Origin of the sequence: Streptomyces lancefieldiae, assembly GCF_031845825.1 — a bacterium.
Classification (GTDB): Bacteria; Actinomycetota; Actinomycetes; order Streptomycetales; family Streptomycetaceae; genus Streptomyces; species Streptomyces lancefieldiae.
On sequence record NZ_JAVRFH010000036.1, the window covers coordinates 58972 to 85336 of the forward strand.

At 71.9% G+C, this 26365-nt stretch carries 26 protein-coding genes and 3 pseudogenes; 15 read left to right on the forward strand and 14 right to left on the reverse strand.

What is annotated here, in order from left to right; all coding sequences use genetic code 11:
- The 4 genes from RM812_RS28510 to RM812_RS28525 are packed head-to-tail and all read left to right on the forward strand — an operon-like array spanning position 1 to position 2470.
- A complete protein-coding gene (locus RM812_RS28510; protein ID WP_311578353.1) occupies positions 1–216 on the forward strand; it encodes an MbtH family protein in 216 nt (71 codons plus the stop codon).
- A gap of 8 nt (positions 217–224) precedes the next feature.
- Positions 225–1481, forward strand: a complete 1257-nt coding sequence (locus RM812_RS28515) for a cytochrome P450 (RefSeq protein ID WP_311578356.1) — start codon at positions 225–227, stop codon at positions 1479–1481.
- Between the two features lie 23 nt (positions 1482–1504).
- Positions 1505–2248 (forward strand): SRPBCC family protein, encoded by a 744-nt coding sequence (locus RM812_RS28520; protein ID WP_311578359.1) that lies wholly within the window; start codon positions 1505–1507, stop codon positions 2246–2248.
- Between the two features lie 33 nt (positions 2249–2281).
- On the forward strand, positions 2282–2470 hold the full coding sequence (locus RM812_RS28525) for a hypothetical protein (protein ID WP_311578362.1): 189 nt from the start codon (positions 2282–2284) through the stop codon (positions 2468–2470).
- Positions 2471–2504: 34 nt separating this feature from the next.
- Here RM812_RS28525 and RM812_RS28530 read toward each other — a convergent pair whose 3' ends face one another.
- From RM812_RS28530 to RM812_RS28545, 4 genes are all read right to left on the reverse strand, one after another.
- Positions 2505–3554: an ABC transporter ATP-binding protein gene (locus RM812_RS28530; protein ID WP_311578365.1), complete on the reverse strand. Its 1050-nt coding sequence runs from the start codon at positions 3552–3554 to the stop codon at positions 2505–2507.
- Positions 3551–5404: a dipeptide/oligopeptide/nickel ABC transporter permease/ATP-binding protein gene (locus tag RM812_RS28535; RefSeq protein WP_311578368.1), complete on the reverse strand. Its 1854-nt coding sequence runs from the start codon at positions 5402–5404 to the stop codon at positions 3551–3553. Before RM812_RS28535 ends, RM812_RS28530 begins: the two co-directional genes overlap by 4 nt.
- Before the next feature lie 94 nt (positions 5405–5498).
- The gene (locus RM812_RS28540; RefSeq protein ID WP_311578370.1) at positions 5499–6485 is read right to left on the reverse strand and encodes an ABC transporter permease; all 987 of its coding nucleotides are present in this window, start codon (positions 6483–6485) and stop codon (positions 5499–5501) included.
- A 47-nt stretch (positions 6486–6532) separates the two neighbouring features.
- Positions 6533–8137 carry an ABC transporter substrate-binding protein gene (locus RM812_RS28545; protein WP_311578372.1) on the reverse strand — a complete coding sequence of 535 codons (1605 nt, stop codon included), beginning with the start codon at positions 8135–8137 and terminating at the stop codon, positions 6533–6535.
- A 251-nt stretch (positions 8138–8388) separates the two neighbouring features.
- Here RM812_RS28545 and RM812_RS28550 point away from each other — a divergent pair, with 251 nt between their 5' ends.
- The 3 genes from RM812_RS28550 to RM812_RS28560 all read left to right on the forward strand — a co-directional run bounded on the left by RM812_RS28550 (position 8389) and on the right by RM812_RS28560 (position 10811).
- Complete coding sequence (locus RM812_RS28550; RefSeq protein WP_311578374.1) at positions 8389–8706, forward strand: DUF5132 domain-containing protein; 318 nt, start codon at positions 8389–8391, stop codon at positions 8704–8706.
- 52 nt (positions 8707–8758) lie between these two features.
- A complete protein-coding gene (locus tag RM812_RS28555) occupies positions 8759–9601 on the forward strand; it encodes a thioesterase II family protein (RefSeq protein WP_394816524.1) in 843 nt (280 codons plus the stop codon).
- A gap of 355 nt (positions 9602–9956) precedes the next feature.
- The gene (locus tag RM812_RS28560; protein ID WP_311578380.1) at positions 9957–10811 is read left to right on the forward strand and encodes a glycerophosphodiester phosphodiesterase; all 855 of its coding nucleotides are present in this window, start codon (positions 9957–9959) and stop codon (positions 10809–10811) included.
- A gap of 39 nt (positions 10812–10850) precedes the next feature.
- Here RM812_RS28560 and RM812_RS28565 read toward each other — a convergent pair whose 3' ends face one another.
- Entirely contained in the window at positions 10851–11735 is an 885-nt protein-coding gene (locus RM812_RS28565; RefSeq protein WP_311578383.1) for an aldo/keto reductase, read from the reverse strand.
- Positions 11736–12290: 555 nt separating this feature from the next.
- Here RM812_RS28565 and RM812_RS28570 point away from each other — a divergent pair.
- Together RM812_RS28570 and RM812_RS28575 are read left to right on the forward strand one after the other, a co-directional pair.
- Complete coding sequence (locus RM812_RS28570) at positions 12291–13187, forward strand: helix-turn-helix transcriptional regulator (RefSeq protein WP_311578386.1); 897 nt, start codon at positions 12291–12293, stop codon at positions 13185–13187.
- 91 nt (positions 13188–13278) lie between these two features.
- Entirely contained in the window at positions 13279–13434 is a 156-nt protein-coding gene (locus RM812_RS28575) for a hypothetical protein (protein ID WP_311578388.1), read from the forward strand.
- 6 nt (positions 13435–13440) lie between these two features.
- Here RM812_RS28575 and RM812_RS28580 read toward each other — a convergent pair.
- From RM812_RS28580 to RM812_RS28600, 5 genes and pseudogenes are all read right to left on the reverse strand, one after another.
- A pseudogene (locus tag RM812_RS28580) lies at positions 13441–14151 on the reverse strand (aldo/keto reductase); the annotation flags it as partial.
- A 73-nt stretch (positions 14152–14224) separates the two neighbouring features.
- Entirely contained in the window at positions 14225–15082 is an 858-nt protein-coding gene (locus RM812_RS28585) for a MerR family transcriptional regulator (RefSeq protein WP_311578392.1), read from the reverse strand.
- 182 nt (positions 15083–15264) lie between these two features.
- Entirely contained in the window at positions 15265–15597 is a 333-nt protein-coding gene (locus RM812_RS28590; RefSeq protein WP_311578395.1) for a glyoxalase superfamily protein, read from the reverse strand.
- Between the two features lie 86 nt (positions 15598–15683).
- Positions 15684–16306, reverse strand: a pseudogene (locus RM812_RS28595) (ABC transporter ATP-binding protein).
- Positions 16303–16569 (reverse strand): annotated as a pseudogene (locus RM812_RS28600) (iron chelate uptake ABC transporter family permease subunit); the annotation flags it as partial. The pseudogenes RM812_RS28600 and RM812_RS28595, both read right to left, overlap by 4 nt.
- Positions 16570–16806: 237 nt before the next feature.
- On the opposite strand from RM812_RS28600, the gene RM812_RS28605 reads away from it, so the two are divergent.
- The gene (locus RM812_RS28605; protein ID WP_311578398.1) at positions 16807–17793 is read left to right on the forward strand and encodes a ferric reductase-like transmembrane domain-containing protein; all 987 of its coding nucleotides are present in this window, start codon (positions 16807–16809) and stop codon (positions 17791–17793) included.
- Between the two features lie 512 nt (positions 17794–18305).
- On the opposite strand, the gene RM812_RS28610 is transcribed toward RM812_RS28605, so the two are convergent.
- From RM812_RS28610 to RM812_RS28625, 4 genes are all read right to left on the reverse strand, one after another.
- Positions 18306–19304 carry a zinc-dependent alcohol dehydrogenase family protein gene (locus RM812_RS28610; protein ID WP_311578401.1) on the reverse strand — a complete coding sequence of 333 codons (999 nt, stop codon included), beginning with the start codon at positions 19302–19304 and terminating at the stop codon, positions 18306–18308.
- Between the two features lie 158 nt (positions 19305–19462).
- Positions 19463–19741: an ArsR/SmtB family transcription factor gene (locus tag RM812_RS28615; RefSeq protein ID WP_311578437.1), complete on the reverse strand. Its 279-nt coding sequence runs from the start codon at positions 19739–19741 to the stop codon at positions 19463–19465.
- A gap of 523 nt (positions 19742–20264) precedes the next feature.
- Complete coding sequence (locus RM812_RS28620) at positions 20265–20819, reverse strand: flavin reductase family protein (RefSeq protein ID WP_311578406.1); 555 nt, start codon at positions 20817–20819, stop codon at positions 20265–20267.
- Entirely contained in the window at positions 20819–21106 is a 288-nt protein-coding gene (locus RM812_RS28625) for a hypothetical protein (RefSeq protein WP_311578409.1), read from the reverse strand. Before RM812_RS28625 ends, RM812_RS28620 begins: the two co-directional genes overlap by 1 nt.
- 606 nt (positions 21107–21712) lie before the next feature.
- Here RM812_RS28625 and RM812_RS28630 point away from each other — a divergent pair.
- The 5 genes from RM812_RS28630 to RM812_RS28650 all read left to right on the forward strand — a co-directional run bounded on the left by RM812_RS28630 (position 21713) and on the right by RM812_RS28650 (position 26341).
- Positions 21713–22450: a FadR/GntR family transcriptional regulator gene (locus tag RM812_RS28630; RefSeq protein WP_311578412.1), complete on the forward strand. Its 738-nt coding sequence runs from the start codon at positions 21713–21715 to the stop codon at positions 22448–22450.
- A gap of 180 nt (positions 22451–22630) precedes the next feature.
- Positions 22631–23416, forward strand: a complete 786-nt coding sequence (locus RM812_RS28635; protein WP_394816525.1) for an SDR family NAD(P)-dependent oxidoreductase — start codon at positions 22631–22633, stop codon at positions 23414–23416.
- Positions 23417–23493: 77 nt separating this feature from the next.
- Positions 23494–24639 carry a galactonate dehydratase gene (gene dgoD / locus RM812_RS28640; protein WP_311578415.1) on the forward strand — a complete coding sequence of 382 codons (1146 nt, stop codon included), beginning with the start codon at positions 23494–23496 and terminating at the stop codon, positions 24637–24639.
- Between the two features lie 47 nt (positions 24640–24686).
- Positions 24687–25355 carry a bifunctional 4-hydroxy-2-oxoglutarate aldolase/2-dehydro-3-deoxy-phosphogluconate aldolase gene (locus RM812_RS28645; protein ID WP_311578445.1) on the forward strand — a complete coding sequence of 223 codons (669 nt, stop codon included), beginning with the start codon at positions 24687–24689 and terminating at the stop codon, positions 25353–25355.
- Positions 25352–26341 (forward strand): sugar kinase, encoded by a 990-nt coding sequence (locus RM812_RS28650; RefSeq protein ID WP_311578418.1) that lies wholly within the window; start codon positions 25352–25354, stop codon positions 26339–26341. The genes RM812_RS28645 and RM812_RS28650 overlap by 4 nt, the downstream gene beginning before the upstream one ends.
- Positions 26342–26365 lie beyond the last annotated feature (24 nt).

A 26365-nucleotide genomic window follows, 5' to 3' on the forward strand; every position in this document is an offset into this window, starting at 1 on the left:
ATGACCAACCCGTTCGACGACCAGGACGGCACCTTCCTCGTGCTCGTCAACGACGAGAACCAGCACTCGCTGTGGCCCCAGTTCGCCGACGTCCCCGACGGGTGGACCGTCGCCCACGGCCCCGACACCCACGCCGCCTGCCTGGAGTACGTCGAGCGCTCGTGGACCGACATGCGGCCCAAGAGCCTCGCCGACGCCATGAACGCCCAGCAGTAGCGCGGTCCGTGGTGCACCTGACCGAATCCACCGACGAGGCCCGCGACGGCGCGGGCCTCGCCCGGTCCGACGACCTCGCCGCGGCCCTGCTCACGGACGAGGCCCGCCGGGATCCGTACCCCTTCTACGCCCGCATGCGACGCGAGGACCCCGTCCACCGCAGCGCCCAGGGCATCTGGTACCTCACCCGGTACGCCGACGTCGAGGCGGCACTCGGCGACCTCCGGTTCTCCAACGACCGGGACCGGATGACCCGCGCCTACACCGCGCTCGGCGGGGACCTGAAGGCGTTCAGCCGGCTCACCGACCGGCTCGGCCGGGTCATGAGCAACACCGACCCGCCGGACCACGCCCGGTTGCGCAGGCTGGCCAACCGGGCCTTCACGGCCCGGCGGGTCGAATCCCTGCGCGGACGGGTGCAGGAGATCGTGGACCGGCTCATCGACGAGGCGGTCGCGGCCGGCCCGACCATGGACCTGATCGAGGCGGTCGCCTCCCCGCTGCCGCTGTCCGTCGTCTGCGAACTCTTCGGTATCCCGCCCGAGGACCTCCCCAGGGTCAAGACCTGGTTCCGGCGCTTCGGCCGGCTGAGCGAGGACATCGACAAGTCCGAGGCGGCGATCGCCGGTTACGAGGAGTACCTCGCCGGGCTCGTCCGCCGCCGCCGCGCCGAACCCGGTGACGACCTCATCAGCGCCCTGGTCGCCACCCAGGCCCAGGACGACCGGCTCACCGACTCCGAGCTGCTGTCCACCTGTTTCGTCCTGATCACCGCGGGCGACGAGACCACCACCCACCTCATCGGCAACGGCATGCTCGCCCTGCTGCGTCACCCCGGCCAACTGGCCCGGCTGCGCGCCGACCCGGCGCTCATCCGCCCGGCCGTCGAGGAACTCGCCCGCTACGACACGCCGACCCAGGCGATCGTCCGGGTCGTCGCCGAGGACCTCACGATCGGCGGGCGGAGACTGCGCGAGGGCGAGCTGGTGTACCTGTTCCTCGCCGCGACCAACCGGGACCCCGAGCGCTTCCAGGACCCCGACGCGCTCGACCTGACCCGCTCCGACGGCCGGCCCCTCAGCTTCGGTCACGGTCCCCACTTCTGCCTCGGCGGACCGCTGGCCAAGCTCCAGGCGGAGGTCGCCGTGGGCACGCTGGTCCGCCGGCTCCCGCACCTGCGGCCGGCCGACGGCGCGGTCCTCGACTGGCGGCCCAACCCGTTGCAGCGGCGGCTCACCGCGCTGCCACTCACCCACCGACCATGAAGAACGACGAAGGAGACGTGCCCATGGCACGACAATTCGAGGTCCGCCGGGAACACGACCTGCCCGCCCCGCCCGAACGGGTGTGGGACGCGGTCGCCACCGGCGCCGGCAACCTCGGCTGGCTGTATCCCATGGAGGTCGAACCGCGCGTCGGAGGGAAGGTGACGCGCGGCGACAGCACCGTCGTGGCGTGGGAACCGCCGCGCCACTTCGCGGTCCGGGCGGAACAGGACGGAGGGTTCTCGAACACGCTCACCTACCGTGTCGAGCCCGCCGACGGCGGCACGACCCGCCTGCGGACGGGCATCCACTGGGTGCACACCGGGGTCGTCGACGACGCCTGGGAGTGGGACACCAAGACGGACGCCGCCGAACGGCACGTCGACTTCTACCAGCACTCCCTCGCCGCATACCTGACCCACTTCACCGGCCGCCCCGCCGTGTACGTCAGGGCCTCGCGCACCGAGCGGACCGACGACCCGACGGACTTCGCCGCGCTGCGCCGACGCCTCGGCCTCGCCGACGACACGGCCGTCGGCGACCGGCTGTCGCTCGACCTCCCGGGGTCGGACGGCGGCACGACGGAGGTGGTCGTGGACTGGCTGGACGGCGACTTCCTCGGCCTGCGGGCCCCTGACGCGCTGTACCGCTTCTTCAACGGCAGTTCCTGGAACTGGCCGATCTGGCTGGGTCACCACCTGTTCGCCGAGGACGCGGACGAGGCGGCGGCCACCGAGGCGTGGAACGCCTGGCTCGACGGCGCCTGATCCCCGTCACACGACACGACCGAAGGACCTCTGGTGGAAACACTGCTCTACGCAGCCGAACTCGTCCGCGAGGACGGCACCTACAAACTCGTGGTGAGAGACGTGGTCCGGGACACCGTCCAGGTCACCCCCGTCCCCGAATCCGCAGTGGCGAAGCTTCCGACCTTCCTGTCGGTGCTCGGCGCCAAGCTTGGCTCGGCGCCGGCCCGCGGCCGCCGGTAGACCGCTCGCCGTGGAACGTGTGCCGTCCGGCACGTCAACTGCCGGACGGCACCGGTCCCGCACCGTGTCCGTCCCGGGGGTCGCGCCGCGCCCGGGGCAGGCGGTCGTCGGCGAGGTACGGGAAGTGGCAGGCGGCGCGATGCGGCCGGCCGGTCGCTTCCTCCTGCGGGTCCTGCACGACGCAGACGTCCCGCCCGGGGCGCCGGCCCGGTCCGACGGGGCAGCGCGGATGGAAGCGGCACCCGGTCGGCGGCGACGCGGGATCCGGCGGTTCCCCGGCGGGCAGGGGTTCCGCGGCCGGGCGTCCGCCGGCATGCAGACGCGGCACGGCGGAGAGCAGCGCCCGGGTGTAGGGGTGGCGGGGGCCGCTCAGGAGGTGCTCGGTGGCGGCGGTCTCGACGATCCGGCCGAGGTACATCACGGCGACGGCGTCCGACACGTGGCGGACGGCGGCGAGGTCGTGGCTGATGAACAGCATGGCGAAGCCCATGCGCCGCTGCAGGTCCCGGAGCGTCGTGAGCAGCGCCGCCCGGACCGACACGTCGAGGGACGAGGTGATCTCGTCGGCGATGAGCACCGTCGGGCCCACGGCGAGCGCGCGGGCGAGGGCGACCCGCTGGCGCTGGCCGCCCGAGAGCTGCCGCGGCAGCCGGTCGGCGCAGCCGGCGTCGAGACCGACCCGTTCCAGCAGGCCGGCCACGCGCTGTGCGCGGTCGCGGCGATCCAGCCGGACGAACGCCCCAGCCGCTTCGGCGATCGACTGCCGGACCGTCATGCGCGGGTCCAGCGCCGTGTCCGGATCCTGGAACACCAGTTGGACCTGCCGCCCCAGCCCGCGCCGGGCGGCCGCCCGGCGCCCGCCGTACTCCCGCCCTCCGACGGTGATCCGTCCGCCGCACAACGGGTCCAGCCCGACGACGGCTCGTGCCAGCGTGGACTTCCCCGACCCGGACTCGCCCACCAGGCCGACCGTCGTGCCCGCGGGAACGACCAGCGTCACGCGGTCCACCGCCGTGACCGGCCCGAGCGGACCGTGGTGGCGGACGGTGGCCTCGTCCAGCTCCAGTCCCGGTCCTGTCCTCACTTCTGCGCCTCCTCGGACGCCTGCCGCGCACGGGACGGCGGCGCGGGCAGCGGTTGCCAGCAGGCCACGTCGTGTCCCGGGCCCAGCGGGGACAGCACGGGGCCCTCCACCGCGCACCGCTCCAGCCGGTGGGGACAGCGGTCGCGGAACGCGCAGCCCGGGGCCGTGCCGTACGGATCGGGCGGGCCCCCTTCGATGGCGTGCGGGGCGCGTCCGGGGTCCGCGTCCAGGTCGGGTACCGAGGCGACGAGCATCCGCGTGTACGGATGCCGTGCCCCGGCCGCCAGTTCGCCGGCCGGGAGGCTCTCCACGATCGTGCCCCCGTACATGACCAGCACCCGGTCGCAGGCGTCGGCGACCAGGGCGATGTCGTGGCTGATGAGGAGGATCGCCGTGGCGTCGTCGTCCCGGACCCGGTGGAGCAGTTCCATGATCTGCCGCTGCACGGTGACGTCGAGGGCCGTGGTCGGTTCGTCCGCGATGAGCAGGGCGGGACGCATCATCGACGCCGTCGCGATCGCCACGCGCTGGCGCTGACCGCCGGAGAGCTGGAAGGGGCGGGACCGGAGCAACCGGCGTCCGGCGGGCAGGGCGACCCGGTGCAGCCGGTCCAGCGCCAGGTCGACGGCCTCGGCCCGGCGGAGGCCCCGGTGCGTGCGCACGGCCTCCGTCATCTGCGTGCCGATGCGCAGGGACGGGTTGAAGGCGGAGGCCGGGTTCTGGAACACCAACGCGATGCCCGTGGCCAGCTGCCCGCGCCGCTCCTTGCGGGTCGCCGACCCGACGTCCGCGCCGAGGAACCGGTGGGTGCTCCAGGTCGCGCGTGCGCCGTCCGGCAGCAGGTCGGCAAGCGCGAGCGCGGTCATCGACTTGCCGGAACCGGATTCGCCGACCAGGCCGACCATCTCGCCACGCCGCAGGGCGAGGGTCACACCGCGGACGGGCTGGACCACCCCGTCCACGGTGGGGAGGTCGACCCGTAGGTCGTCCACCTCCAGCACGTGGTCCGCGGACGCCGGGCGGCCGGCGCGGGCCGGCCGGGCCGCGCGCTCTTCCTCGGGGAGCGGGTGGGCTCGTCGCGCGGCGGCTCCGGCCAGCATCTCGCCGAGCATCTGGAAGGCGACGGCGGCGTAGACGATCGCGATGCCCGGCGCGACGGCCGGCAGCGGTTCGGTGTAGATGCGGTCCAGGCCCTGGTTGAGCAGGAGACCCCAGTCGTACGCCGGGGGGCGCACCCCCAGTCCGAGGAAGCTCAGCCCCGACAGTGCCACGAGCGCCGAGCCCGCGGCGACCGTGGTGTTGAGCAGCAGTGGTTCCGCGATGTGGGGCAGCACATGGCGCAGCAGGAGCCGGTGACGGCGCAGCCCGAGTACGCGCGCCGCGGCCATGAAGTCGGTCCCGGCCACCTGGGCGGCGAGGGTCTGCGTGATCCGGGCGTAGCCCGGGGCGGAGGCGACGGCGAGCGCGATCACCGCGCCGCCCGCGCCCGCCCCGAAGAGGGCCGCGAGGAACATCGCGACGAGGAGTGCGGGGAAGGCCAGCAGGAGGTTGATCAGGGCTCCCAGCAGGCGGACGGCGCGCCGGCCCACGACGGCGGTGAGCGCGCCGAGGGCGGTGCCCGCGACCGCTCCGAGGAGCGTGGCGGCGACGGCGGGCAGCAGGGAGGGCCAGGTCGCCGAGAGCAGCCGGGCGAGCTGGTCGCGGCCGAGGTGGTCCGTGCCGAGCAGGTGCTCCGCGCTGGGACCCCGCAGCACCGCCGACGGGTCAGGCCGGTCGGCCCGCTCGCCCCACAGCACCTCCCCGGCGACGGCCAGGACGGCGAGCGAGGAGAGCATCACCAGGGTGGTCACGCCCAGGGGAGTGGCCCAGCCCGACCGGGACGCGCGGGACCGGCCGCGAGCAGTCGCAGGGGAGGCCGGGGAAGCGGAGGACAGCATCATCGGATCACGTCTTCCGGATGACCGATCGGGGGTCGAGCAGCGCCAGCGCGAGATCGACCAGGAAGTTCACCACGAGGACCGACGAGCCCAGCACCAGGACCGACGCCTCGACGACCGCGTAGTCCTGCGCGGCCACGGACTGCGCCATCGCCGAACCGATGCCCGGCCAGGCGAACACCTTCTCGACCAGCACGGTCCCCGCGATCAGGGCCGGCAGCAGGTTGCCGGCGTACGTCAGCGAGGCGGTGAGCGCGTTCGGCGCCACGTGGCACAGGTGGAGCCGGACGGCGGACAGCCGTTTCGCGCGGGCGGTGCGCACGTAGTCCGTGGCGAGGACCTCCAGCGTCTCCACCCGCACGATCCGCAGCAGGACCGCGGTCGGAGCCGGCGCCAGCGCCAGCACGGGCAGCACCCAGGAGCGGGGGCCGAGGTCCCCGGCGACGGGGAAGAGGGGCAGCGCCACCGACAGCCCCGCGGTCAGACCCGTCGCGAGGACGAAGCCCGGCACGCCCGCGAGGACCGAGGTGGTCGCGGTGAACGCCAGCTCCGTCCGCGGGCGCCGCCCTCCGCGCGTCCACACGGCGGCGAGCAGCCCCCCTGGGAGGGCGACGACGAGTACGCACACGAAGGCCAGGCCCGCGAGCAGCAACGTGGCCGGCAGGCGCGCCCCGACCAGGTCGGCCACCGGCTCGCCGGACACCAGCGACACCCCCAGATCGCCCCGGGCCAGGCGTGGGAGGTGATCCCAGTACTGCTGCGGCAGGCTGCGGTCCAGACCCAGCTCGTGCCGCTTCGCCGCCACCAGGTCCGCAGGCGCGTCCACGCCCAGCGCGGCCCGCACCGGGTCCCCCGGGATCAGCCGGATCATCGCGAAGGACGCGGTGACGACCACGAAGAGCGACACCACCAGCAGGACCGCGCGCCGGCCGCAGAACACCACCCACGGGTGGACCCGGGGACGGGCGCCGAACCGTGCGGACACGGTCGTCATGGGAACCTCCTCGACCGGCGGACGCCCGGGCGGCACGTCCGCCACGGTCACCGGTGCAGGCGAATGCTGGTCGGCACGATCCGGCCGCCCGGAGCGAGGCGGAACGTCGTCCGGTGGCCGTACACCGTGCTGGTGCCGTCGGCGACGGGCAGCACGTCGGCCGAGCGCAGGAGCGCCGCGGCGGCCCTGTTCCAGTCCGCGCAGCCGGTGTCGCCGGGCAGGTGCAGGGCCCGGGCGACGAGGCGGTCGTACGTGGGATTGGTGACGTGCGCGAAGTTCAGCTCTTCCGACGACGGCGGGCTGGAGAAGTACGGGACGAGCTGCGCGGGCAGCTGAGGCCCCGGCGAGCTGCCGACCACGACGTCGAAGTCGCCGCTCCCGTACATGGCGTGCACCACCGCGTTGCCGCTCTCGCCGACGAGGTCGACGTCCACGCCCAGTGCCCGCCACGTCACGGCCATCAGCTCGGCGACCGACGGAAGGGTGGAGCCGAAGTCGCCGCTGCTGAGCACCCGTAGCCGCAGTGGCCGTCCCCCCTCGACCAGCCGGCCCCGCTCGTTCTTCGTCCAGCCCGCCGCGCGCAGCTCCCGCACGGCGCCGGACGAGGGCACGTTCCCGGTGGCGACGTCGGCGTGGCAGAGCGAGTCGCGGGCGGTGAGATGGTGCGCGGGCGTACCCTCGCCGCCGATCGCCACGTTGGCCAGGCCCTTGCGGTCCAGGGCTGCCACCAGGGCCCGGCGCAGCACGGGATCGCTCAGCGGCCGGCCGGAGCGCTCGTTGAAGAAGGTCAGCCCGACCACGGTCGGCACCTGGACGGCCGTCAGGCCGTGGCCGGCCAGCCGCTCCCGGTCCGGGCCGGTCACCATGGCGATGTTCACCCCGCCCGTCAGCAGCAGGTTCGCCACCGTGGCCTCCTGGGGGACCACCTTCACCACGATCCGCGCCGGCTGCCCAGGGGCCGCGTTGCCCGCTCCCCGCGGCCCCCAGGCGTACCCCTCGCGTCGCGTGAAGACATACGGGCCTCCGGATGTGTAGTCGCTCAGCACATACGGGCCGGTGCCTGCGGTGCTCCTGTCCAGCGCCGCCGGATCCGCCAGCCCGGCGGGGCAGACGACGGGCAGCAGACCGATCGTCCGCACGATGAAGCTGTACGGCGACGCCGTCCGCACCGACACCTCCCGCGCCGCGTCGTCGGCCGACACCGTGAACGGCACGCCGGGCAGGGCGGTCCGGGCGCCGACGAGACGGTTGCGGGGGTCGCCGGCGTAGCGCAGGGACCGTGCCACCGCGGAGGCGGCCAGGGCCGTGCCGTCGGAGCAGGTCACCCCCTCGCGGAGGGTGAAGCGCGCCGAGGTGGCCCCGGCCCGCCACCTCTCGGCCAGGGCGGACACGACCCGGCCGCCCGGCGCGACCGAGACCAAGGAGTCGTAGGCGTACGGAGCCAGAGAGAGGCCGAACTGCGAATACGGGTGGAAACTCGGCGTCTCGGAGGCGCCGGCGATCGTGACGGTGCCGTCCACGACCACCGGAGTGCGCGTCGACGACACGTCACCACCGCAGCCGGCCAGCAGAGCCGACACGGCGGCCGAGGCCACGAGGGACCGGGCCTTGGGGGACCGGGCCTTGGGGGACGAAACGGGTCGGCGATGCATGGCGGTCATCGTGCCACCGCGACCGAGGGCGGCGGTGGGGCCTTCCGCGGACCGACGGGGACACGCCGGACGATGTCCCCCGTCCGAGCGAGCCCGCCCGACATGCGTTCCCATGGTCGTCAAGACGCCACGTCGTACTCGAACGGGTGAAAAAGGCGCGGAATGCCTATCCGCCTTTCTCACACCCCCATACCGTGTACTTTTCCGCGCCTTCTTTCCCCATCTCCACCAGAAGACAAGGATGTCGTGCCATGCCGCCTGTAGTACCTCCTTTCCTGATTGGTCTGGTCGCCGCGTCCCTGGTGAAGAGGGTCGCCAAGCCCTTGGTGCGGGGGATCGTCAAGACGTCGGTGGGCCTGGGCCTCGAAGTACAGCGGGCCGTCCACGAAGCCGGCGCGGAGATCCACGGCCTCGCGGCCGAGGCGAGCGCCGAGATGCGCGCCCTCCACGCGCCGCAGGCCGCGGCGATCGGCGGGCCGGCGCACGCGGGCGGGCAGGCCGACGCAGGACAGACCGGCGGACGGGGCAAGCCCGCCGCCAAGCCCCGCAGCGTCGCCAAAGCACGCTGAGCCCGCACCAGGGACAGACGCCCACCGAGACACCTCCAGGGAGACCGACCGGATGCCAGTGACCGGAACTTCCGCGGGGGGCACCGACGACAAGAAGTGGTTCCGTGTCCACCGGCGTACGGCCGAGCCCAGGCTCCGGCTGCTGTGCTTACCGCACGCCGGCGGCACGGCCCAGCTCTTCCACGGCTGGCCCGCACTTCTCCCGGCGGACGTCGAGGTGCTGGCCGTGCGCTACCCCGGCCGCCAGGACCGGCTCGCGGAACCCTGCATCGAGTCCATGGACCCCATGGCCGACGCGATCGCCACGGCACTGCGGCCCTGGCTCGATCGGCCACTGGCGCTCTTCGGGCACAGCATGGGCGCCTGCGTCGCCTACGAGGTGGCCCTGCGTCTGGAGACGCGCGGCTTCGTCCCCGCGCACCTCATGGTGTCCGCGCACGAAGCGCCGCAACGGGCCGAACGCGCCGCCCTGCACGAGGCCGACGACGCGACACTGATCAGCCACGTCCGACGCCTGGGGGACATGCACTCGGAGGCGTACGACATCCCGGAGCTGCGCGAGCTGCTGCTGCCCGCCCTCCGATCGGACTACCGGCTGATCGAGAGCTACCACCCCTCACGGCCGACTCCGGTCAAGGCGCCCCTCACCGCCTACGTCGGCCAGGACGACACGAGTTGCGCGCGCGACGGCGTCCGCGCCTGGTCCGGCCTGACCGCCACGGACTCCTTCGACCTGCGCGCGTTCCCCGGCGACCACTTCTACCTCGTGCCGCGGGAGGCCGAGGTGGTCGCGGACGTGGCGGCCCGACTCGCGCGCACCGGAGATTCCGGTCGACCGGCACCACGCATGGCGCCCGCGGAACTCCCGGGGGACGATGGCCCGACCGGCCGCTGAGCCCTGCGACGGCCGACCGCTGCCGCGAACGCACTCGGCCTCGGATCGCCGCGCCACCTTGTGCACGTGGCACGGGGGCGGGGCAGGCATCCGCCCCCGGACGCATGGTCGACGTGGGCGGCCACTGTTCGCGCGTGATCGGCGGTGTCGGCCACTGGGCGGCGGAGTGGTGTCGTGCCGTACACGGTGGCGGGTGGGTGGTGTCGGGGAGTTTCCTTGCCGTGCTCCTCGTTCGCGACGATGAACGGCTGGCAGGCGTGGACACCGCTGCCGCCTCCCCCGGCCGTGTGTGAAATGTGTCGGCCCGTTCGAGAGCTCTGCGTGATCACAACAAGGATGTCGCTACCCCCTTCTGGTGACAGAGCGAAGATCGGTTCGAATAGCGACTCTTGTGGCGATGGTGACCACTCTGGCGAGTGCCTGTTCAGGGTTCGGGACGGAGCCTGCCTCCCCAGTGGCAGTTGCCGAGACGGCAGCAGCCCGACCCGGGTGCGTCGTGCCGGAAGTGATCGGACACCGTGGCACCGCAGCTGATGAGAACACCCTGAAGGGGCTCCGGGACGCCGTAAGCGCCGGCGCAGCAGGCGTGGAGTTCGACGTGTGGTGGACGAGCGACGGTGTGCCGGTTCTCTCTCACGACCCGACGGTCGACCGCACCACAACCGGACACGGCGCGATCTCCAGCATGACTGCTGCAGAAGTCCGCTTGCTGCGTACCAAGAAGGGGGTGCCCGTGCCCACCCTCGAGGAGGCGCTGCGGTACGTGGCTGAGCAGCGGATGACGGCGATGGTCGAGTTGAAGCCGACACCGACGCCCGCGCAGGTGCAGTCGCTGCTCGCCGCCATCCGCGACACCCGAACCGCGGAACACGTCGTCGTGCACAGCTTCAACCGGGCGGCAGTCGACGCCGTACGCCAGGCGGCACCCGAGCTGCGCACCGCGCTCACGCACGACAGGACGGAAATCAGCGGCGTGGAGGCGGCCAGATACGGCACTTCGCTGAACGTCTCCCGGTTCTTGGCCACTCCGGAAGCAGTCGAGGACTGGCACGCGTCAGGGCTGCACGTGTACGTGTGGACGGCGAATCGGGCCCCGGACTGGGAGAAGGCGAAGTCCGCCGGCGTCGACGCAGTCCTCACGGACCGAGTGACCGCATATATGGAGTGGGCTCGTGCGGTGTGCACGCCCGAAGCGACGACGAGGCCGTAATTCTCGTTCCGAGGGTCCACTTGGGTCCGTGCGGGAGCGTCAGGCTTCGGGGATGGCGCGGCCGAAGTCCGCGAGGGTGACGGCCTCCGGCTCGGGCCCGCCGCGGCGGCCGGTCTCCAGGGCGTCGAGGGCGGTCAGCTCGTCCGCGCTGAGCTCGAAGTCGAAGACGTCGATGTTCTCGGCGATGCGGTGCCGCTTGGTGGACTTGGGGATGACCGAGCGGCCGTGCTGGAGGCCCCAGCGCAGCAGGACCTGGGCCGGGCTCTTGCCGTGGGCTTCGGCGATGCCGGTGACGGCCGGGTCCTGAAGGACGCTCTTGCGGTGCTCGCCGTAGCCCGGGTAGAAGGTGATGCCGCCGATGGGGGACCACGCCTGGTTGAGGATGCCGTGGGCGTCGTCGAAGTCGAGGACGGCCCGCTGCTGGAAGTAGGGGTGGATCTCCAGCTGATTGACGGCCGGCACGACGCCGGTGGCGTCGAGCAGCGCGGTCAGGTGGTCGACCATGAAGTTGCTGACGCCGATCGCGCGGACCTTGCCGTCCGCCAGGAGCTTCTCCAGCGCCCGGTAGGCGGCGAGGGTCTTGTCGAAGTCGGACGGCAGGGCCTGGTGCAGGATGAGCAGGTCGATGCGGTCGAGGCCGAGCTTGGCGGCGCTCTTGTCGAAGCCGTGCAGGGTCTCGTCGTAGCCGTAGTCGCTGATCCAGATCTTGGTCTCGACGAAGAGGTCGTCGCGGGGCACGCCGGAGTCGCGGAGAGCCTGGCCGACCTCGCGTTCGTTGCCGTAGGCGGCGGCGGTGTCGATGTGGCGGTAGCCGAGGTCGAGGGCGGCCGTGACGGCGGCCCTGGTCTCCTCCGGCGGGGTCTGGAAGACGCCGAGCCCGAGGGCGGGCATCTGGACGCCGTTGTTGAGGGTGAGGGTCTGCATCAGAGGGTCCTTTCCGTTCGGGGCGCCCGTGAGGGCAGGACGAGGATGGCGGTCAGCGGGTCGACGTGGTGTTCTCAGCGGCTCTCGGCGCGTCGAGGGGGCCTGGACGGTTCGGGCAGGTGACGTGCCCGGTGTCGCCGCTCCCGCGGGTGGGTGATGCGTGCACGGTGTTCCTTCGAGTGCGCGGTGGATTCAGGCCCGGTCCCGGGCCGCCAGTCTCTGGCTCTTCCCAGGTAACTGCATGTCGGGACGGAAGTGGGAGTCACTGTTCTTCCAGGTACTGGCAGTACCTCGCAGGCCCGCTCGGACGGACCTACCGTGGAGAGGCCGGCATGACATGCAGGCTGATCGGAAGGAGGCCGTCGTGTCCCAGTACCCGATGTCGGCACCGGCTCGGCGGCCCAGGCATCCGGCTCGCCGCGAACCGACGCCCCGCTGCGGGCATGCCGCGCCCACCGGCCCGCGCGTGCGGCCCACGGCGAGCCCGCTCCGCACCGGTCCTCGCCCGGCGCTGTCCGCCGCGGGCGGGGCCGACGACGACACCAGGATCTGAGCATGGCCGACAACATCAAGAAGGACGCGGCCGCCGAGGTGCGAGAGTTCCTGAGCACCCGCCGCGCACGGCTCACCCCGCAGCAGGCCGGGCTCCCGGTCTACGGCGGGAAGCGACGCGTCGCGGGGCTGCGCCGGGAGGAGGTCGCCCTGCTCGCGGGCATGAGCGTGGACTACTACGTCCGGCTGGAGCGCGGGAACCTCGGCGGAGCCTCGGACTCGGTGCTCGAAGCCCTCGCGCACGCCCTGCAACTCGACGAGGCCGAACGCACCCACCTCTACGACCTCGCCCGCGCGGCCGCACCGTCCGGACGGCGGCCCACGGCGACCTCGTCGCGGATCCGGCCGACGTTCATGCGTCTGCTCGACTCCATGACCGAGGTGCCGGCGTACGTCCGCAACGCCCGCTTCGACATCCTGGCCGCCAACGCCCTGGGCCGGGCACTGTACGCGCCGGTCTACGACTCACCGCTGTTCGCGCAGCGCGGGCCGGTCAACAGCGCCCGCTTCATGTTCCTGGACCCCACGAGCAAGGACTTCTGGACCGACTGGGACAAGGGCGCCGACGACGCCGTCGCCTTCCTGCGCACCGAGACCGGCCGCTCGCCGCACGACAAGGCGCTGACCGACCTGATCGGTGAACTGACCGCGCGCAGCGGCGACTTCGCACGACGCTGGGCCCGGCACGACGTGAAGTTCCACCGCTCCGGGGTGAAGAACCTCCACCACCCGCTCGTCGGCGACCTCGCGCTTCCCTACGAGGCGATGGAACTGCCGTCCGACCCCGGCCTGCGCCTGAACTTCTACGCCCCGGAACCGGACTCCCGGGAACGGGAAGCCCTCGGCCTCCTGGCCAGCTGGGCCGACACGGGCACCGCCGCCCGCGCGGCGAACGACTGAACCACAGGCACAGGCACCGGCACCCGCATCCGGCCGAGCCGGCGCCGCCTGGTACAACACGATCGACGACCTCACCCTCGGCTTCCAGGGCATGAATCTCAGTGGCAGCGACGGCCAGTACCTGGTTGCGTACTACGCCGAGGTGGGCACCCCCGACCACGACGCGATGGTCCTTCTCGACGGGGTCGCGCAGGATCGGGCTGCCGGGGCTTCGGCGCCGGAATCTCCTGTCCGGCGCGAGACCTGATGTCTCTCAGAAGAACGTGGGCATGCGCGTGACGTACGGCTCCTCCAAGGACCGGATTTCCTCCTCGGTGAGTTCGATGTCGAGTGCCGCAACTGCGTCGGCGAGGTGGTGCGGCTTGGTGGCGCCCACGATGGGGCTGGCGACCACCGGGTTCTTCAGCACCCAGGCCATGGCGACCTGGGCCATGGACACCCCGCGGTCCTCGGCGATCTCCTGCACGGCTTCGACGATCGCTTCATCCGTGCCGAGGTAGAGCGGACGGTCGTGCATGTCGACGTCGGGGTTGGACTCCGCGCGGCGCGTCGAGCGCTCGCTCCAGGGCTTGGTGACCCGTCCCGCGGCGAGCGGGCTCCACGGGATGCTGCCCACGCCCTGGTCGGTGAGCAGGCCGAGCATCTCCCGTTCCTCCTCGCGGTGGAGCAGGCTGTACTGGCCCTGCATGGACACGAACCGCGTCCAGCCGTTCTCCTTGGCGGTCTGCTGCATCTTCGCGAACTGCCAGGCCCACATGGAGGAGGCGCCGATGTAACGGGCCTTGCCCGCCTTGACGACGTCGTGCAGTGCCTCCATCGTCTCCTCGACCGGGGTCTCCGGGTCGAAACGGTGGATCTGGTAGAGGTCGACGTCGTCGGTGCCGAGGCGGCTCACTCTGCCTGGGCACGCGTCGGACTCGGCTCCCTGCAATAGCGGCGGACGGCCAATTCCAACGGCCGCCGGGGGCAACGGGTTACGCTCGCGCCGCACCACTCCGGGCCGCTCTTGTCGGGCTCGCCCCGAGCGCCGACGCCAGTCAGCAGGTCCGTGGGGTGTTGCCGTCCTGATCGGCCGAGTGAAACAGTTCGATGACACGTTCCTCGTACCGGATCCGGGCCGGGGAGAAGTCGTACGGCATCTTGCCCAGGGCCTCCATCACGCTCATCCTCGCCCCGTCTTCTTCCTCGTCAGCGTGCTCGTCCTCCTGGTCCAGGAGGACGTCGAGGGCCTCGTCCAGGCCGGATCGTTCGATGGCGGCTGCCAGGGCGGTCTCGTGATCACATCGCTGGGCGGCCAGGTCTTCGATGCGGGGGTCGTCGGGGGACATGGTGTCGTCCAGGGCCGCCTCGGCCTCGGCCAGGCGGTCTTCCTCGGCCCGCAGCTCGGGGTGGGTGGCCAGGACGATGAACCGGTCGGCCTGGACAGCGGTGCCCAGAGGGCCGAAGACGCGCTCCGTGACCAGGAGGGTATCGAGGTCGGCGGAGCGCAGGGCTCCCGGCGGTAGATCGCGTAGGCGGCCAGTGACCAGCGGTGAGAGCAGGCCCAGGGGGCTGCCCACCTCGCGGAGGCGGTGCACGGCGGCCCGCTGGGTTTCGATGGCGGCCGCCTTGGAAGCGAGGGACTCCTCCAGCCGGGCCAGGGACTGCTCGATGCCGGTGGTGCCCTTGAAGGCGGCCCGGATGTCGTCCAGCGAGATACCCGCATCGGCCATCTTGCGGATCCACAGCAGGCGGATCATGTCGTCGTATCCGTAACGGCGGCGGTCGTCGCTGCCGCGTTCCGGTTCGGCGAGGAGCCCGATGGCGTGGTAGTGGCGGATGGCGCGGGGTGTGGTCCCGGCGAACGCGGCGGCATCGCCGATCTTGACCCGGCGGGGAATCGCAGGAAGGGGCATGCGAGGGAACCTCTCAATGTCGTGCTCGCCGCCTACTGGACCACATGCCGCCACGGCACATGCAAACCGCTGCCCCGGCGGATGATCCGTAGCAGGCGGTGCTCCTCGTTGTCATCGATCTCGCGGACGTGTACTCGCTCAACCACCAGCACAGCTTCCCTGTTGCGTACTGCCGGCGAGTGTCATTCCGCCGGTGTGCCGATCCGAAGCCGGTTGCCGTCAGGGTCGTGCAGCTCAATCTCACGCGCCCACGGAGCGTCCTTCGCCTGCACCCCGAACTCGGAGGCGATGGCCTCGACATCGCGAACGCGGAGGTAGACCAGCGTGTCGGGACCGGCATCGCCCTTGTGCTCCGACAAGAACAACCGCACCCCGCACCGGGCGACCTCGACGAACGCGGGAAGCCCCGGCTCGAAGCGGTGTTCCCACTGCTTGGCGAAGCCCAGCCGCTCGTACCAAGCGACCGCCGTCGCAGCGTCCTCGACGCGAAGAATGGGAATGACTTCTTCGTCCATGGCGTCATCGTTGCAGACCGTCCAGGGCGAACGTTGCCTGATGCGGCACTAGGTCGCGCGGATGGGTATGGGGCAGTCGGGGGCCTTCAGCTGCGTGGCTCTTCGGGGAGGAACGTCACCTGCGGGGCGCCCGTGCGCGGATGGACGGCGACTTCCGCGGCCATTCCGTAGCACGGACAGTTGGTGCCGGATGAGAGGTGGTTGGTGGGTTCGTCGAGGACCAGGAGGGTGGGCTGCTGGGCGAGGGAGCGCGCGATGAGGACGCGCTGGCGCTCGCCGCCGGAGAGCCGGTCGAAGGGGCGGTCGGCCAGGTGGACGGCGTCGACCGCCAGAAGCGCGGAGTCGGTGATCTCGGCGTCCTGGGGGTGTCACCGGCGAGGAGCCGTTTGTGCGGGGTGCGGCCCATGGCGACGACCTCGCGGACGGCGAGGTCGAAGTCGGCGGCCGAGTACTGGACCACCGCCGCCACGGTGCGGGCCAGTTGTCGCACCGGTAGCGACCAGGCGTCACCTCCGTCGACGCGGACCTGACCGGTGTCGGGGCGTAGGACTCGACAGACGGTGCGCAGGAGGCTGGACTTGCCGCTGCCGTTGGGGCCGACGAGCCCGATGGTCTCGCCCGGGCAGGCGGTCAGGGAGACGTCGCGCACCAGGTGGCGGGCTCCGGCGGTGAGCGTGACGCCGTCGACGTCCAGTTCGGTCGCGGTCATGCCACTCCTCGGTCGGTGCCGCGCCGGGCGTCGCGGCGCATCAGCCACAGGAAGAACGGCCCGCCGCACAGGGCCGTGAGGACGCCGACGGGTATTGCCATCGGTGCGGCGATCGTCCGTGCGGCGATGTCGGCCCAGATGAGGAAGGCCGCTCCGCCGGGTGCTGCCGTCGGCGGGACCCGGCGGTGGTCGCTGCCGACGAGCAGGCGGACGATGTGGGGCATCATCAGGCCGACGAAGCCGATCGGTCCGGCCGCAGCGACCGTGCCACGGCCGCTGCCGTGTCTCTCACGTCAGTGCTGCTGACCGCCGGCTGCGAACGCCTTGCGGGAGCGGCCCTCTTTCTCGTCGAAGGCGCTGCCCAGGCGTGTCCCCTGTGCAGTTGCGGGGCGGCTCTGGCCGGATGTCACCTCTGAGAATCGCTGCTCCATCAGCCAGACTTGTTGCCTCACGACACATGCGCACCGTTGCCGCGGTGGCCCGTGCCCGGGAGGCCCCTGATGACGTCAGAAGCGAGGCCGGACGAAGACGGGGCAGTAGCGCTGCCCGGGCGGGGGCGACCTCCCGGGGACCGCGTCTCTCTGCGCGGCGATCTGCGCGCCGCCCTGCCCGACGCAACCGCGGCGGTGGTGGTCACGGCGCTCGTGTTCGCCCTTCTGTGGGCGCGCATGGAGTCGGGTGCTTCGGACACCGTCGCGGTCATGCCGTTCATGGACGATGCCGGAACCTACTGGATGTACCTGCTCAGCCAGGCGTTCGGCTGGTCGGGGCTGTTGTGGGCCTGGGCCACGGTCATGCTCGGCCTGCTGCTGTCGGGACCACGGCCCACCCGGCTGCCGGTCTCCCGGCAGGTACTGGAGCGCTGGCACCGCACCACGAGTCTGACGACGATGGCGCTGATGTTCGCGCATGCGCTGATGTTCGCGGCGGAACTCGTGCGCTACGAGACGAAGGTGGATTGGGCCGAGCGGCTGTGGGTGGGCTTCGCCGACAGCTTCGTGCCGGGCTGGTACGACTCCGGCACCGGCCGGATCGCCATCCCGCTCGGGCAGGGCGCCCTGTACCTCGCGATACCGCTGGGACTGCTGTTCTACGTCCGACACCGCATCGGAGCGAACACCTGGCGACGGCTGCACCGGTTCGTGATCGTCGTGTACGTGCTGAGCGTGTGGCACACCCTGCTGTACGGAACCAACGTCTGGTACGGGGAATGGCCGCGCACTGTCCTGTGGCTGCTGCAAGTACCCGTAGCCGCACTGCTGTTGACCCGTCTGCTGAGACCTGCTCGGCGGGCTGAACGGCTGGGCTCGCCGAAGGGAGGCATGGGCGCGGCCCGCCCGGCCTGGTGGGCGCGTGCGGTCGGACGCGTCGTCGCCGGAGCCGTCATCGTCGGGCTGGTCATCGTGGTGGTGTCCGGCCGTGACGGCGGACGGGACCGCCCGACCCATCCGCCCGCGACGGCCCCGCACTCCCAGGAGACGGACTGACGGTCGGCACCGGACGGTCGGCACGGCGTCCCGGGGGTGTGATGATGTCCGGCGACAAGGCGACGGCGGAACGAGGAAGCCGGTGACGAGGGTGCGCTGGCGGCCGCGGACGCCGAGCGCCTGCCCAAGCGGCGCGACCTGGCCGTCGCCGCGATCCAGGAAAGGGTCGGGGACGCCACGACCAATCCCGATGCGGAGTACGGCGTCCGCCTGAACCGGGCCCTGTTCATGTGAACCCCGGGGCGTGCACCGTACCCGCACATCGGCCGTCGAGCGGTACACGCCCCCACTCACTCCGAACGCTCCCACTCACTCCGAACGCCTCGGCGTCGACCGACGTCGAGGCCCAGGTCCGCGGGCGGCGCAGGGTTACGGCCTGCCCGGACACGTGCTGTCAGAAGGGGCGAGCGGCCACCTTGGGACGGGGTGTCGGCGTACAAGTCCTGGACGGTCCGGCTCTCCGGTACACCCCTTTCCCGGTCCCGGTGAGGTGCACCGCCCGCTGAGGAGGGTCAGGTGCCGGGAACGGTGACGACGATCTTGCCGACCTGTCCGCCGGCTTCCAGGTACCGGTGGGCCTCGGCGATGTCCTCCAGCGGGAACGTCTTGTCGATGGTGGGAGTCAGCTCGCCCTTGGCGAGACCGTCGGCCACGAAGGCGACCGCTTCGGCGCGTCGCCGGTCGTCGGTGGTGATCTCGAAGAGTTCGAACCCCCGGATGGTGAGGTGCTTGAAGAGGACCTCACCGACGTTGAGCGGGGTGGGGGTGCGGTCGAGGACGCCGTAGAGGACGACGTGGGCCTCGTGGGCGGCGGCGGTGACGAGGTCGGCCAGAGCCGTGCCGCCGACGGGGTCGAAGATGATGCGGGCGCCCTGGCCGTCGGTCAGCTCCCGCACCCGGGCGGGGACGTCCTCCTCGGCGGTGGCGATGACCTCGTCCGCGCCGGCGTCCAGGAGCTGCTGTCGCTTGGCGCCGGTGCGGGTCAGGGCGATGGCGCGGGCGCCGGCCTTGTGGGCGATCTGGATGGCGGCGAGGCCGACGCTGCTGGAGGCCGCGGAGATCAGGACGGTGTCGCCGGGGCGGACGCCCGCGAGGTCGACCAGGCCGCCGTAGGCGGTGATGAACTGCATCCACACCGAGGCCGCTTCCTCGAAGGAGAGCCGCTCGGGGTGGGCGACGACGGCGTGGGCGGGGGCGAGAACCGCCTCCCCGTGCACGCCATAGTCGGTCATGGTGAAGGACGGCACCACGCTCACCGCCTCACCCACGCTCAGCCCGCGCACGCCGTCACCGAGGGCCTCGACCACTCCGGCCGCCTCGTAGCCGATGCCGGAGGGGAAGACGGGATCGGTGCCGTACTGGCCGAGCCGGAACATCGACTCCGCCCGGTTCAGGCCCAGGGCCCGGGTCCGGATCAGGACTTCACCCGGCCCGGGCTCGGGCAGGGGCGCCTCCTCCAGATGCAGGACTTCGGGTCCGCCGGTCTGATGGAAACGGACGACGCGGTTCATGCGTGGCTCCTTGGTGCGGTTCGGTGCGGTTCGGTGCGGTTCGGTGCGCCGGGGAAGCCGGTGTCGCACCGGCCTTCTCCTCCACCTTGCTCCAAGGTTCGATGAGTGTCAAAATTTGATCGCCATCGAAATATGTACGTCGAGACCGGCGCCATCTCTCAGTCGACGCCCGAGCCGGCCTCCGCCGCGCAGGCCGCGATCACGGCACGGAGCAGGCCGGGGAACCGCTCCTCCATCTCGTCGACGCGCAGCGTGTTCATCTTGGTCACGCCCACGTAGTACTGCCGGATCAGCCCCGCTTCGCGCAGCACGTTGAAGTGGTGGGTGAGCGTCGAGGTGGAGACCGGTGCCTCGAACGTGCCACAGCTCATGTCCTCGCCCTTGCGCACGAGCTGGGAGACCACCATCCGGCGCACCGGGTCCACCAGTGCCTCCATGACCTGCTGGAGATCCACCTGGGCAAGGTCGGGATGATCCACTGTCCGGGGGGCGGTACGAGGGCGGGCCACAGTCAACTCCTGGAGGCGATACCGGCAACTCACCCATACTACGACTGTCGTCGAAGTAATGGTCAGAGTCGGCCCGCAGTCCTCTTCCAGTACTGGATACTCACAGCGAAGAGGTGACACGGCTTCTGAGCACGGCGACCTTCCCTGCGCGCGGCCTCCTCGAAGGTGCCTGCCATGGCGCGCGGCCCCGGTTCCCCGATGGGCTCCGTCAGGCTCTGAGGGCCCGTGAGTTGGCGATCACCACGTCGATGTCCGGCGGCCCCCGCCAGCCGTGCGATCGCGGACCCGATGTTGCCGCTTCCGACGATTCCCAGGGTCGGCATCCTCGCTCCTTGCTTCCTTGGTGCGCCCGGTACCGAGCGTTCCGGTCAGGTTTCGGTGATGGTTGTCCGCGGCGCTGCGTGCCGGGCGGAGCGGGGCGGGAGATCCGCTCCCCGCCTCGGGCTAGTGGTCAGGCCCTGGATCCCATGCCTTCCTCGACGTGCCGCACGGTCACTGGGCCCAGTGGTGTGCGGGTGCCGAAGGAGCGCCGGTGATACGTGAGCGGTTTCAGGGGGCCCTCGCCCGGCTCGGCGGCCGTTACGTGGGCGAGCAGGACGGTGTGGTCGCCGAGGTCGACGCAGTCGTCGACCTCGGCGGCGATCGATGCGGCGGCGTCCGGCAGCCGTGGCAGTCCCCCGCTCGGCAACCAGTCGATTCCGTCGAACTTGTCGGGTCCGGAGCGGGCGAAGACGGAGGCCGGATCGGCCTGGTGCGCACCGAGGACGTTGACGCCGAAGCGGCCGCTGCGGCGGACGACCGCCAGCAGACACGAGCGTTCGTCCAGCGACACCGGCACCATGGGCGGTGTCAGGGAAAGGGGCGCGAAGGCGCTGACCGTGGTGCCGTGCGGTCGGCCGCCGTCCAGGGCGATGACCACGGCGACCGGAGACGCCACGGCGGCCATGACGTCGCGGAACGCCTGCTGCGCTTCGGCGCCGGATCGCAGAGAAGCGCTGGTGGACATCACCGGGCCGCCGTTTCCGAGACGCGCGGGTCGAGACCGTACTGCTCGCGGGCGTGGAGGTGGTCGCGCAGGGTGGGGCCTTCGTAGTCGAGGTGGAACAGGCCGCGCTCCTGCAGGAGGGGGACGACCTGGTCGACGAAGGCGTCGACGCCGTCGTGATAGCCGTCGACGGCCAGGGAGAAGCCGTCGCAGGCCCCGGCCTCGAACCACTGCTGCATGAGGTCGGCCACGTCGGTGGCGGTGCCGGCCACGACCGGGTGGTAATCGATGACCCCGTGGGCGAGCACGTCACGCAGGGTCCAACCCTCCCGTGCCACCTCCAGGGCGCGGGCTGTGTCGGGTGAACCCTCCCCGAACCTGCGCTCGGCGGCACACGCTGGCCGGCCAGTGCCGCCGTGATCACCGGGAGCCCGGGAGGCGCGGCGGGAGGAAGGACAGCAGGACCGGGGGCAGGCTGTCCGCCTGTACGCAAGCACCGGGGCACGCTACCGACGCCATATGGGAGTGCGTGCTGTGGCCGGGCAGGTCCGCGTCGCCCCGGCAGGGGGAGGGCCATGAACCGCTGGGTCGGCATCGTGTCGCTGCGCGAGACCGCGCCGCCGACACCGTGCACCGCATCGCGCTCGCCGTCGACGCCGCGCGGAACCGGACGTCGTACCAACTGGCCGGCCAGACGGTGCCGTATGCGCGGATGCGGTCGGCGCCGCCTGGCCCGGGGCAGGGCTGTCCGGCGGGATGACGGGCTTGGTCCTGCCGGTATGTGACCGTGCTGCTCAGGGAACTGTCAAGATGTATTAATAATTAATGTGTGGCGTTACCATAGGCCCGCGTTCGCGCCCGCGGCGCCCACCCCCGCGCGCCTTACGCGCGCCTGATGTCAAGGAGATGGCGGCATGGCGGCCTACAGCACCCGCGGCGTGCACGGACAGGTGGTCCAGTCGCTCGGAGCGCGCATCGTGGGTGGCGCCGTACCCGAGGGCACGACGCTGGATGTGCGGGCGCTGGGGGAGGAACTCGATGTCAGTCTGACCGTCATGCGGGAGTCGCTGAAGGTCCTTGCCGGCAAGGGGCTCGTCGATGCTCGGCAGAAGCGGGGCACGTTCGTCAGAGAGCGCAAGCACTGGAACCTCCTCGATGCGGATGTCATCCGCTGGCGCGTCGAAGGAGGCGCCGGCGAGGATCTGATGCGAGACCTCGCCGATGTCCGGTCCATCATCGAGCCTGCCGCTGCCCATCGTGCCGCCCTGCACAGGACCGATGCCGACCTCGACGCCCTGGAGGCGGCACTCGGCCTCATGGGGCGGGCCCAGACGGACTCGTCCGACGCGGCCGAGGCCGACGCGGCCTTCCACCGCGCGCTTCTGGTGGCCACCGGCAACGAGATGCTGGCCCGCATGGACATGCTGCTCGAACCGGGCCTGCGGGAGCGGGACCGCCTCGTCCACGCCCATGCGTCCGTCGACGACCCCGTGCCCAGCCACCGTGCCGTCCTCGATGCCGTGCGCGACGGCGACGCCGCCCGAGCCGAACTCGCCATGCTCGACCTGCTGGCGAAGGCGGTCGAAGACCTGGATCAGCTCGCCGGGCGGGTGGTCGACGCCGCGGGCCGCAGGTCCTCCCGGACCCGCTGATTGAGTGCCTGTCCGACGCGCCGCCGCCGGTCACCGGGGTGGCGCGTTCCTCGTTTGTGATCGGTGCCTCGCTGAGACATCTTGGCCTCAATGGATAATTCATATTTAATATTCACGAGGGGGCGGTCATGGCCGCCCACCACAACCGTCCCGTCCGCGCCGCAGCCTTCGGAGTTGCTCATGCCGTCCATGTATCCGCCGCCTTCCGGGGCCGGCCGCCGTTTCGACGGACGCGTCGCCGTGGTCACGGGCGCGGCCGGGGGAATCGGCGCGGCTGTGGCCCGACGGCTCGCCGACGAGGGGGCCCGCGTTCTCGTCGCCGACATCGACACGACGGAAGGGGAGCGCACGGCCCGTGCCATCCGGGAGGCCGGTGGAGAGGCGATGTTCCACCCGACCGACGTGAGCGACGAAGAGTCCTGGGCTGCGGCGCTGGATGCCGTTCGCGGCGCCTACGGCCCCGTCTCCGCTCTCGTCTCCAATGCCTATACCGTGCGCGTCGCCCCCGCCCACGACACCACGCTTGACCAGTGGAACCAGCAGCTCGGTGTCACGCTGACCGGCGCTTTCCTCGGCTTTCGTGCCTGCCTGGACGACTTGCGCGCCACCCGTGGCAGCGCCGTCCTGGTCTCCTCGGTCCATGCCCTCGTCGGACTGCCCGGCCGCCCCGCCTACGCCTCCGCCAAGGCCGGACTTACCGGACTGGCCCGCCAGTTGGCCGTCGAGTACGGGCCCGACGTACGGGTCAACGCGTTGCTGCCCGGGCCCGTGCTCACGCGCGCCTGGGACGGTATCGGCGAGGAGGACCGGCGGCGCAGCGCCGAGCAGACCGTCGCCGCGCGGCTCGGGCGTCCCGAAGAGGTCGCCGGGGCCACGGCTTTTCTGCTGAGTGACGACGCGTCTTTCGTCACCGGAGCCTCGCTGGTCGTCGATGGCGGCTGGAGCGCCTACAAGACCTCTTCCTGAACCGTGCCTGCCCCGCGGAGGACGCCTGTGTCCGGTATCCCGACGGCCGCCGGTGCCCGGCCGCACCAAGGAGAAGCATGAAGATCACCCGCGTCGAGACGTTCGCCGTGCCGCCGCGCTGGCTGCTGTGCCGTGTCGAGACGGACGACGGCGTCGTCGGCTGGGGCGAGCCCATGGTCGAGGGCCGTGCGGCCACCGTCCGCACCGCCGTGCACGAGCTGTCCGAACTCCTCGTCGGACAGGACCCGTTGCGTATCGAAGACCACTGGCAGACCATGACCAAGGGGTCGTTCTACCGTGGCGGCCCCGTTCTCTCCAGCGCGGTCGCCGGACTCGACCAGGCCCTGTGGGACATCGCCGGCAAGGTGTACGGCGCCCCCGTGTACCAGTTGCTCGGCGGCCCCGTGCGCGACAGGGTTCGGGCCTATACCTGGGTCGGTGGCGACGAGCCCGGCCAGATCGCCGAAGCCGTCCGGGAGCAGGTGGAGGCGGGTTTCACCGCCGTCAAGATGAACGCCAGCGGCCGGATGAACCGGCTGGCGACCGTCCGCGACATCGACGAGGTCGTCTCCCGCGCCGCCGCCGCCCGCGAAGCACTCGGCGACGACCGGGACTTCGCCGTCGACTTCCACGGCCGCTTCACGGTCGCCAACGCCGCCAAGCTGCTGCCGCACCTCGCCCCGTACAACCCGCTGTTCGTCGAGGAGCCCCTGCTCCCCGAGTACACCCACCGGTTGCGGGACCTGACCGCGTCGTCGTCCGTGCCGCTGGCCCTCGGGGAGCGCCTCTACTCGCGCACCGACGTCCTGCCCGCCCTGACCGCCGGAGTGGCCGTCCTCCAGCCCGACCTCTCGCACGCCGGCGGCATCTCCGAGGTCCGTCGGATCGCCGCGCTCGCCGAGACCTTCGACGTACTCTTGGCGCCGCACTGCCCGCTGGGGCCCGTCTCGCTCGCCGCCAGTCTTCAGGTCGCCTTCGGTACCCCGAACTTCCTCATCCAGGAGCAGAGCATAGGCATCCACTACAACGTGGGCGCCGGTCCGCTGGACTACCTGGTCGACACCACGCCGCTGCGGTTCCACGACGGCCACCTGCTGCGTACCGCCGCCCCCGGCCTCGGTATCGAGGTGGACGAGAAGGCGGTCCGCGCCGCCGACAACACCGTCGCGGACTGGCACAACCCGCTGTGGCGGCACACCGACGGCTCCTTCGCCGAATGGTGACCCCGCCCCGTGGCCCCCGCCCGACCCCGACCCTCCTGGACGTGACCATGAACGCCCCGCAGTCCCGCGCCACCGACAGCTTCTCCGCCGTGCTGCGGCGCACCCGGCTGGCCGCCATCGTGCGCGGCCCGGATGCCGACGCCGCGCTGCGCACCGTCCTGACCCTGCTCGACGAGGGCGTGTCCCTCGTCGAGGTCTCGCTCAACACGGCCGACGCCCTCGGTGTCATCCGCCGGGCCGTCGCCGAGGCCGGCCCCACGGCCTTCGTCGGCGCCGGCACCGTGCTGACCGAGGACGACGTCGCCCGCGCCCGGGAGGCCGGCGCGAGCTGGATCGTGACCCCCGCGCTCACCGAGTCCGTGGCCGCCTCGGTCCGTGTCGGACTGCCGGTCCTGGCAGGAGCCCTCACCCCGACCGAGGCCGTCGCCGCCCGGCGTGCCGGAGCCGACGCCGTCAAACTCTTCCCTGCCTCGATCGGCGGCCCCGCCTACCTCAAGGCCCTCCGCGACCCCTTCCCGGACCTGCCCTTCGTACCGGTGGGCGGGGTGGACCTGACCGGCGCCGAGCAGTACCTCGCGCACGGCGCCGTCGCGGTCGGCGTCGGCTCCCCGCTGGTGGGCGACGCCGCGCGCGGCGGCGACCTGGACGCCCTGCGCGAGCGCGCCCGGCGCTTCGTCGCGCTCTGCGCCGGCGAGACCGCGGGAGGGCGGGCATGAGCGACACTCCGGACACCACACGGGCCGCCGCCGACGTCCTCACGTTCGGTGAGACCATGCTCGCCGCACAACTGCCCGGACCGCTCGCGGTCGGAGCCGAGGCCCGCACCACCATCGCCGGTGCCGAGTCCAACGTGGCCATCGGCCTGGCCCGCCTGGGCCACCGGGCCGCCTGGGCGGGTCTGGTCGGCGACGACGAACCCGGCCGGCTGATCCTGCGGACGCTGCGCGGCGAAGGCGTCGAGACCTCCCACGCCGGCGTCCGCCCCGAGGCGCCCACCGGAGGCATGCTCCGTGAGCGACGCGTCGCCGACCTGGTCCGTGTCCACTACTGGCGCCGCCACTCCGCCGCCTCCCTGCTCGCCCCGGCCGATCTCGCGCCCGCCCTGGACGCAGGCGCCCGGACCCTGCACCTGACCGGCATCACCTGCGCACTCGGCCCCGGTCCGCTGGAGGCGGTGCGCGAGGCCGCCGCTCATGCGCACGCCCACGGCTGGACCGTCGTCCTGGACGTCAACCACCGGCAGCGCCTGTGGACGGCCGAGGACGCGGGCAAGGCACTGCTGCCCCTGCTGGAGCACGTCACCGTCCTGATCGCCTCCGACGACGAACTCCCCGTCGTCACCGGCGCCTTCACCGAGCAGCCGCAGGGGGAGGACGCCGCCGTCGACGCCCTGCTGGCGGCCGGGGTACGGGAAGTGGTCGTCAAACGCGGGGGAGAGGGAGCCGCCCTCCGTGGCCGGGACGGCTCCCGGCACGCGGTCCCCGCCCTGCGGGTGCCCGTACGGGACACGGTGGGAGCGGGCGACGCGTTCTGCGCCGGCTACCTCTCCGGACTGCTCGACGGACTGTCCCCGGACGGACGCCTCGAACGCGCCAACACCCTCGGCGCGTTCGCCGTCGCCTCGGACGGCGACTGGGAGGGCCTGCCCCGCCGCGACGAACTGGGCCTGCTCGCCGCCGCCCCGGGCACCACGTTCCGCTGACCCGTCCACCAACATCAGGAGCGC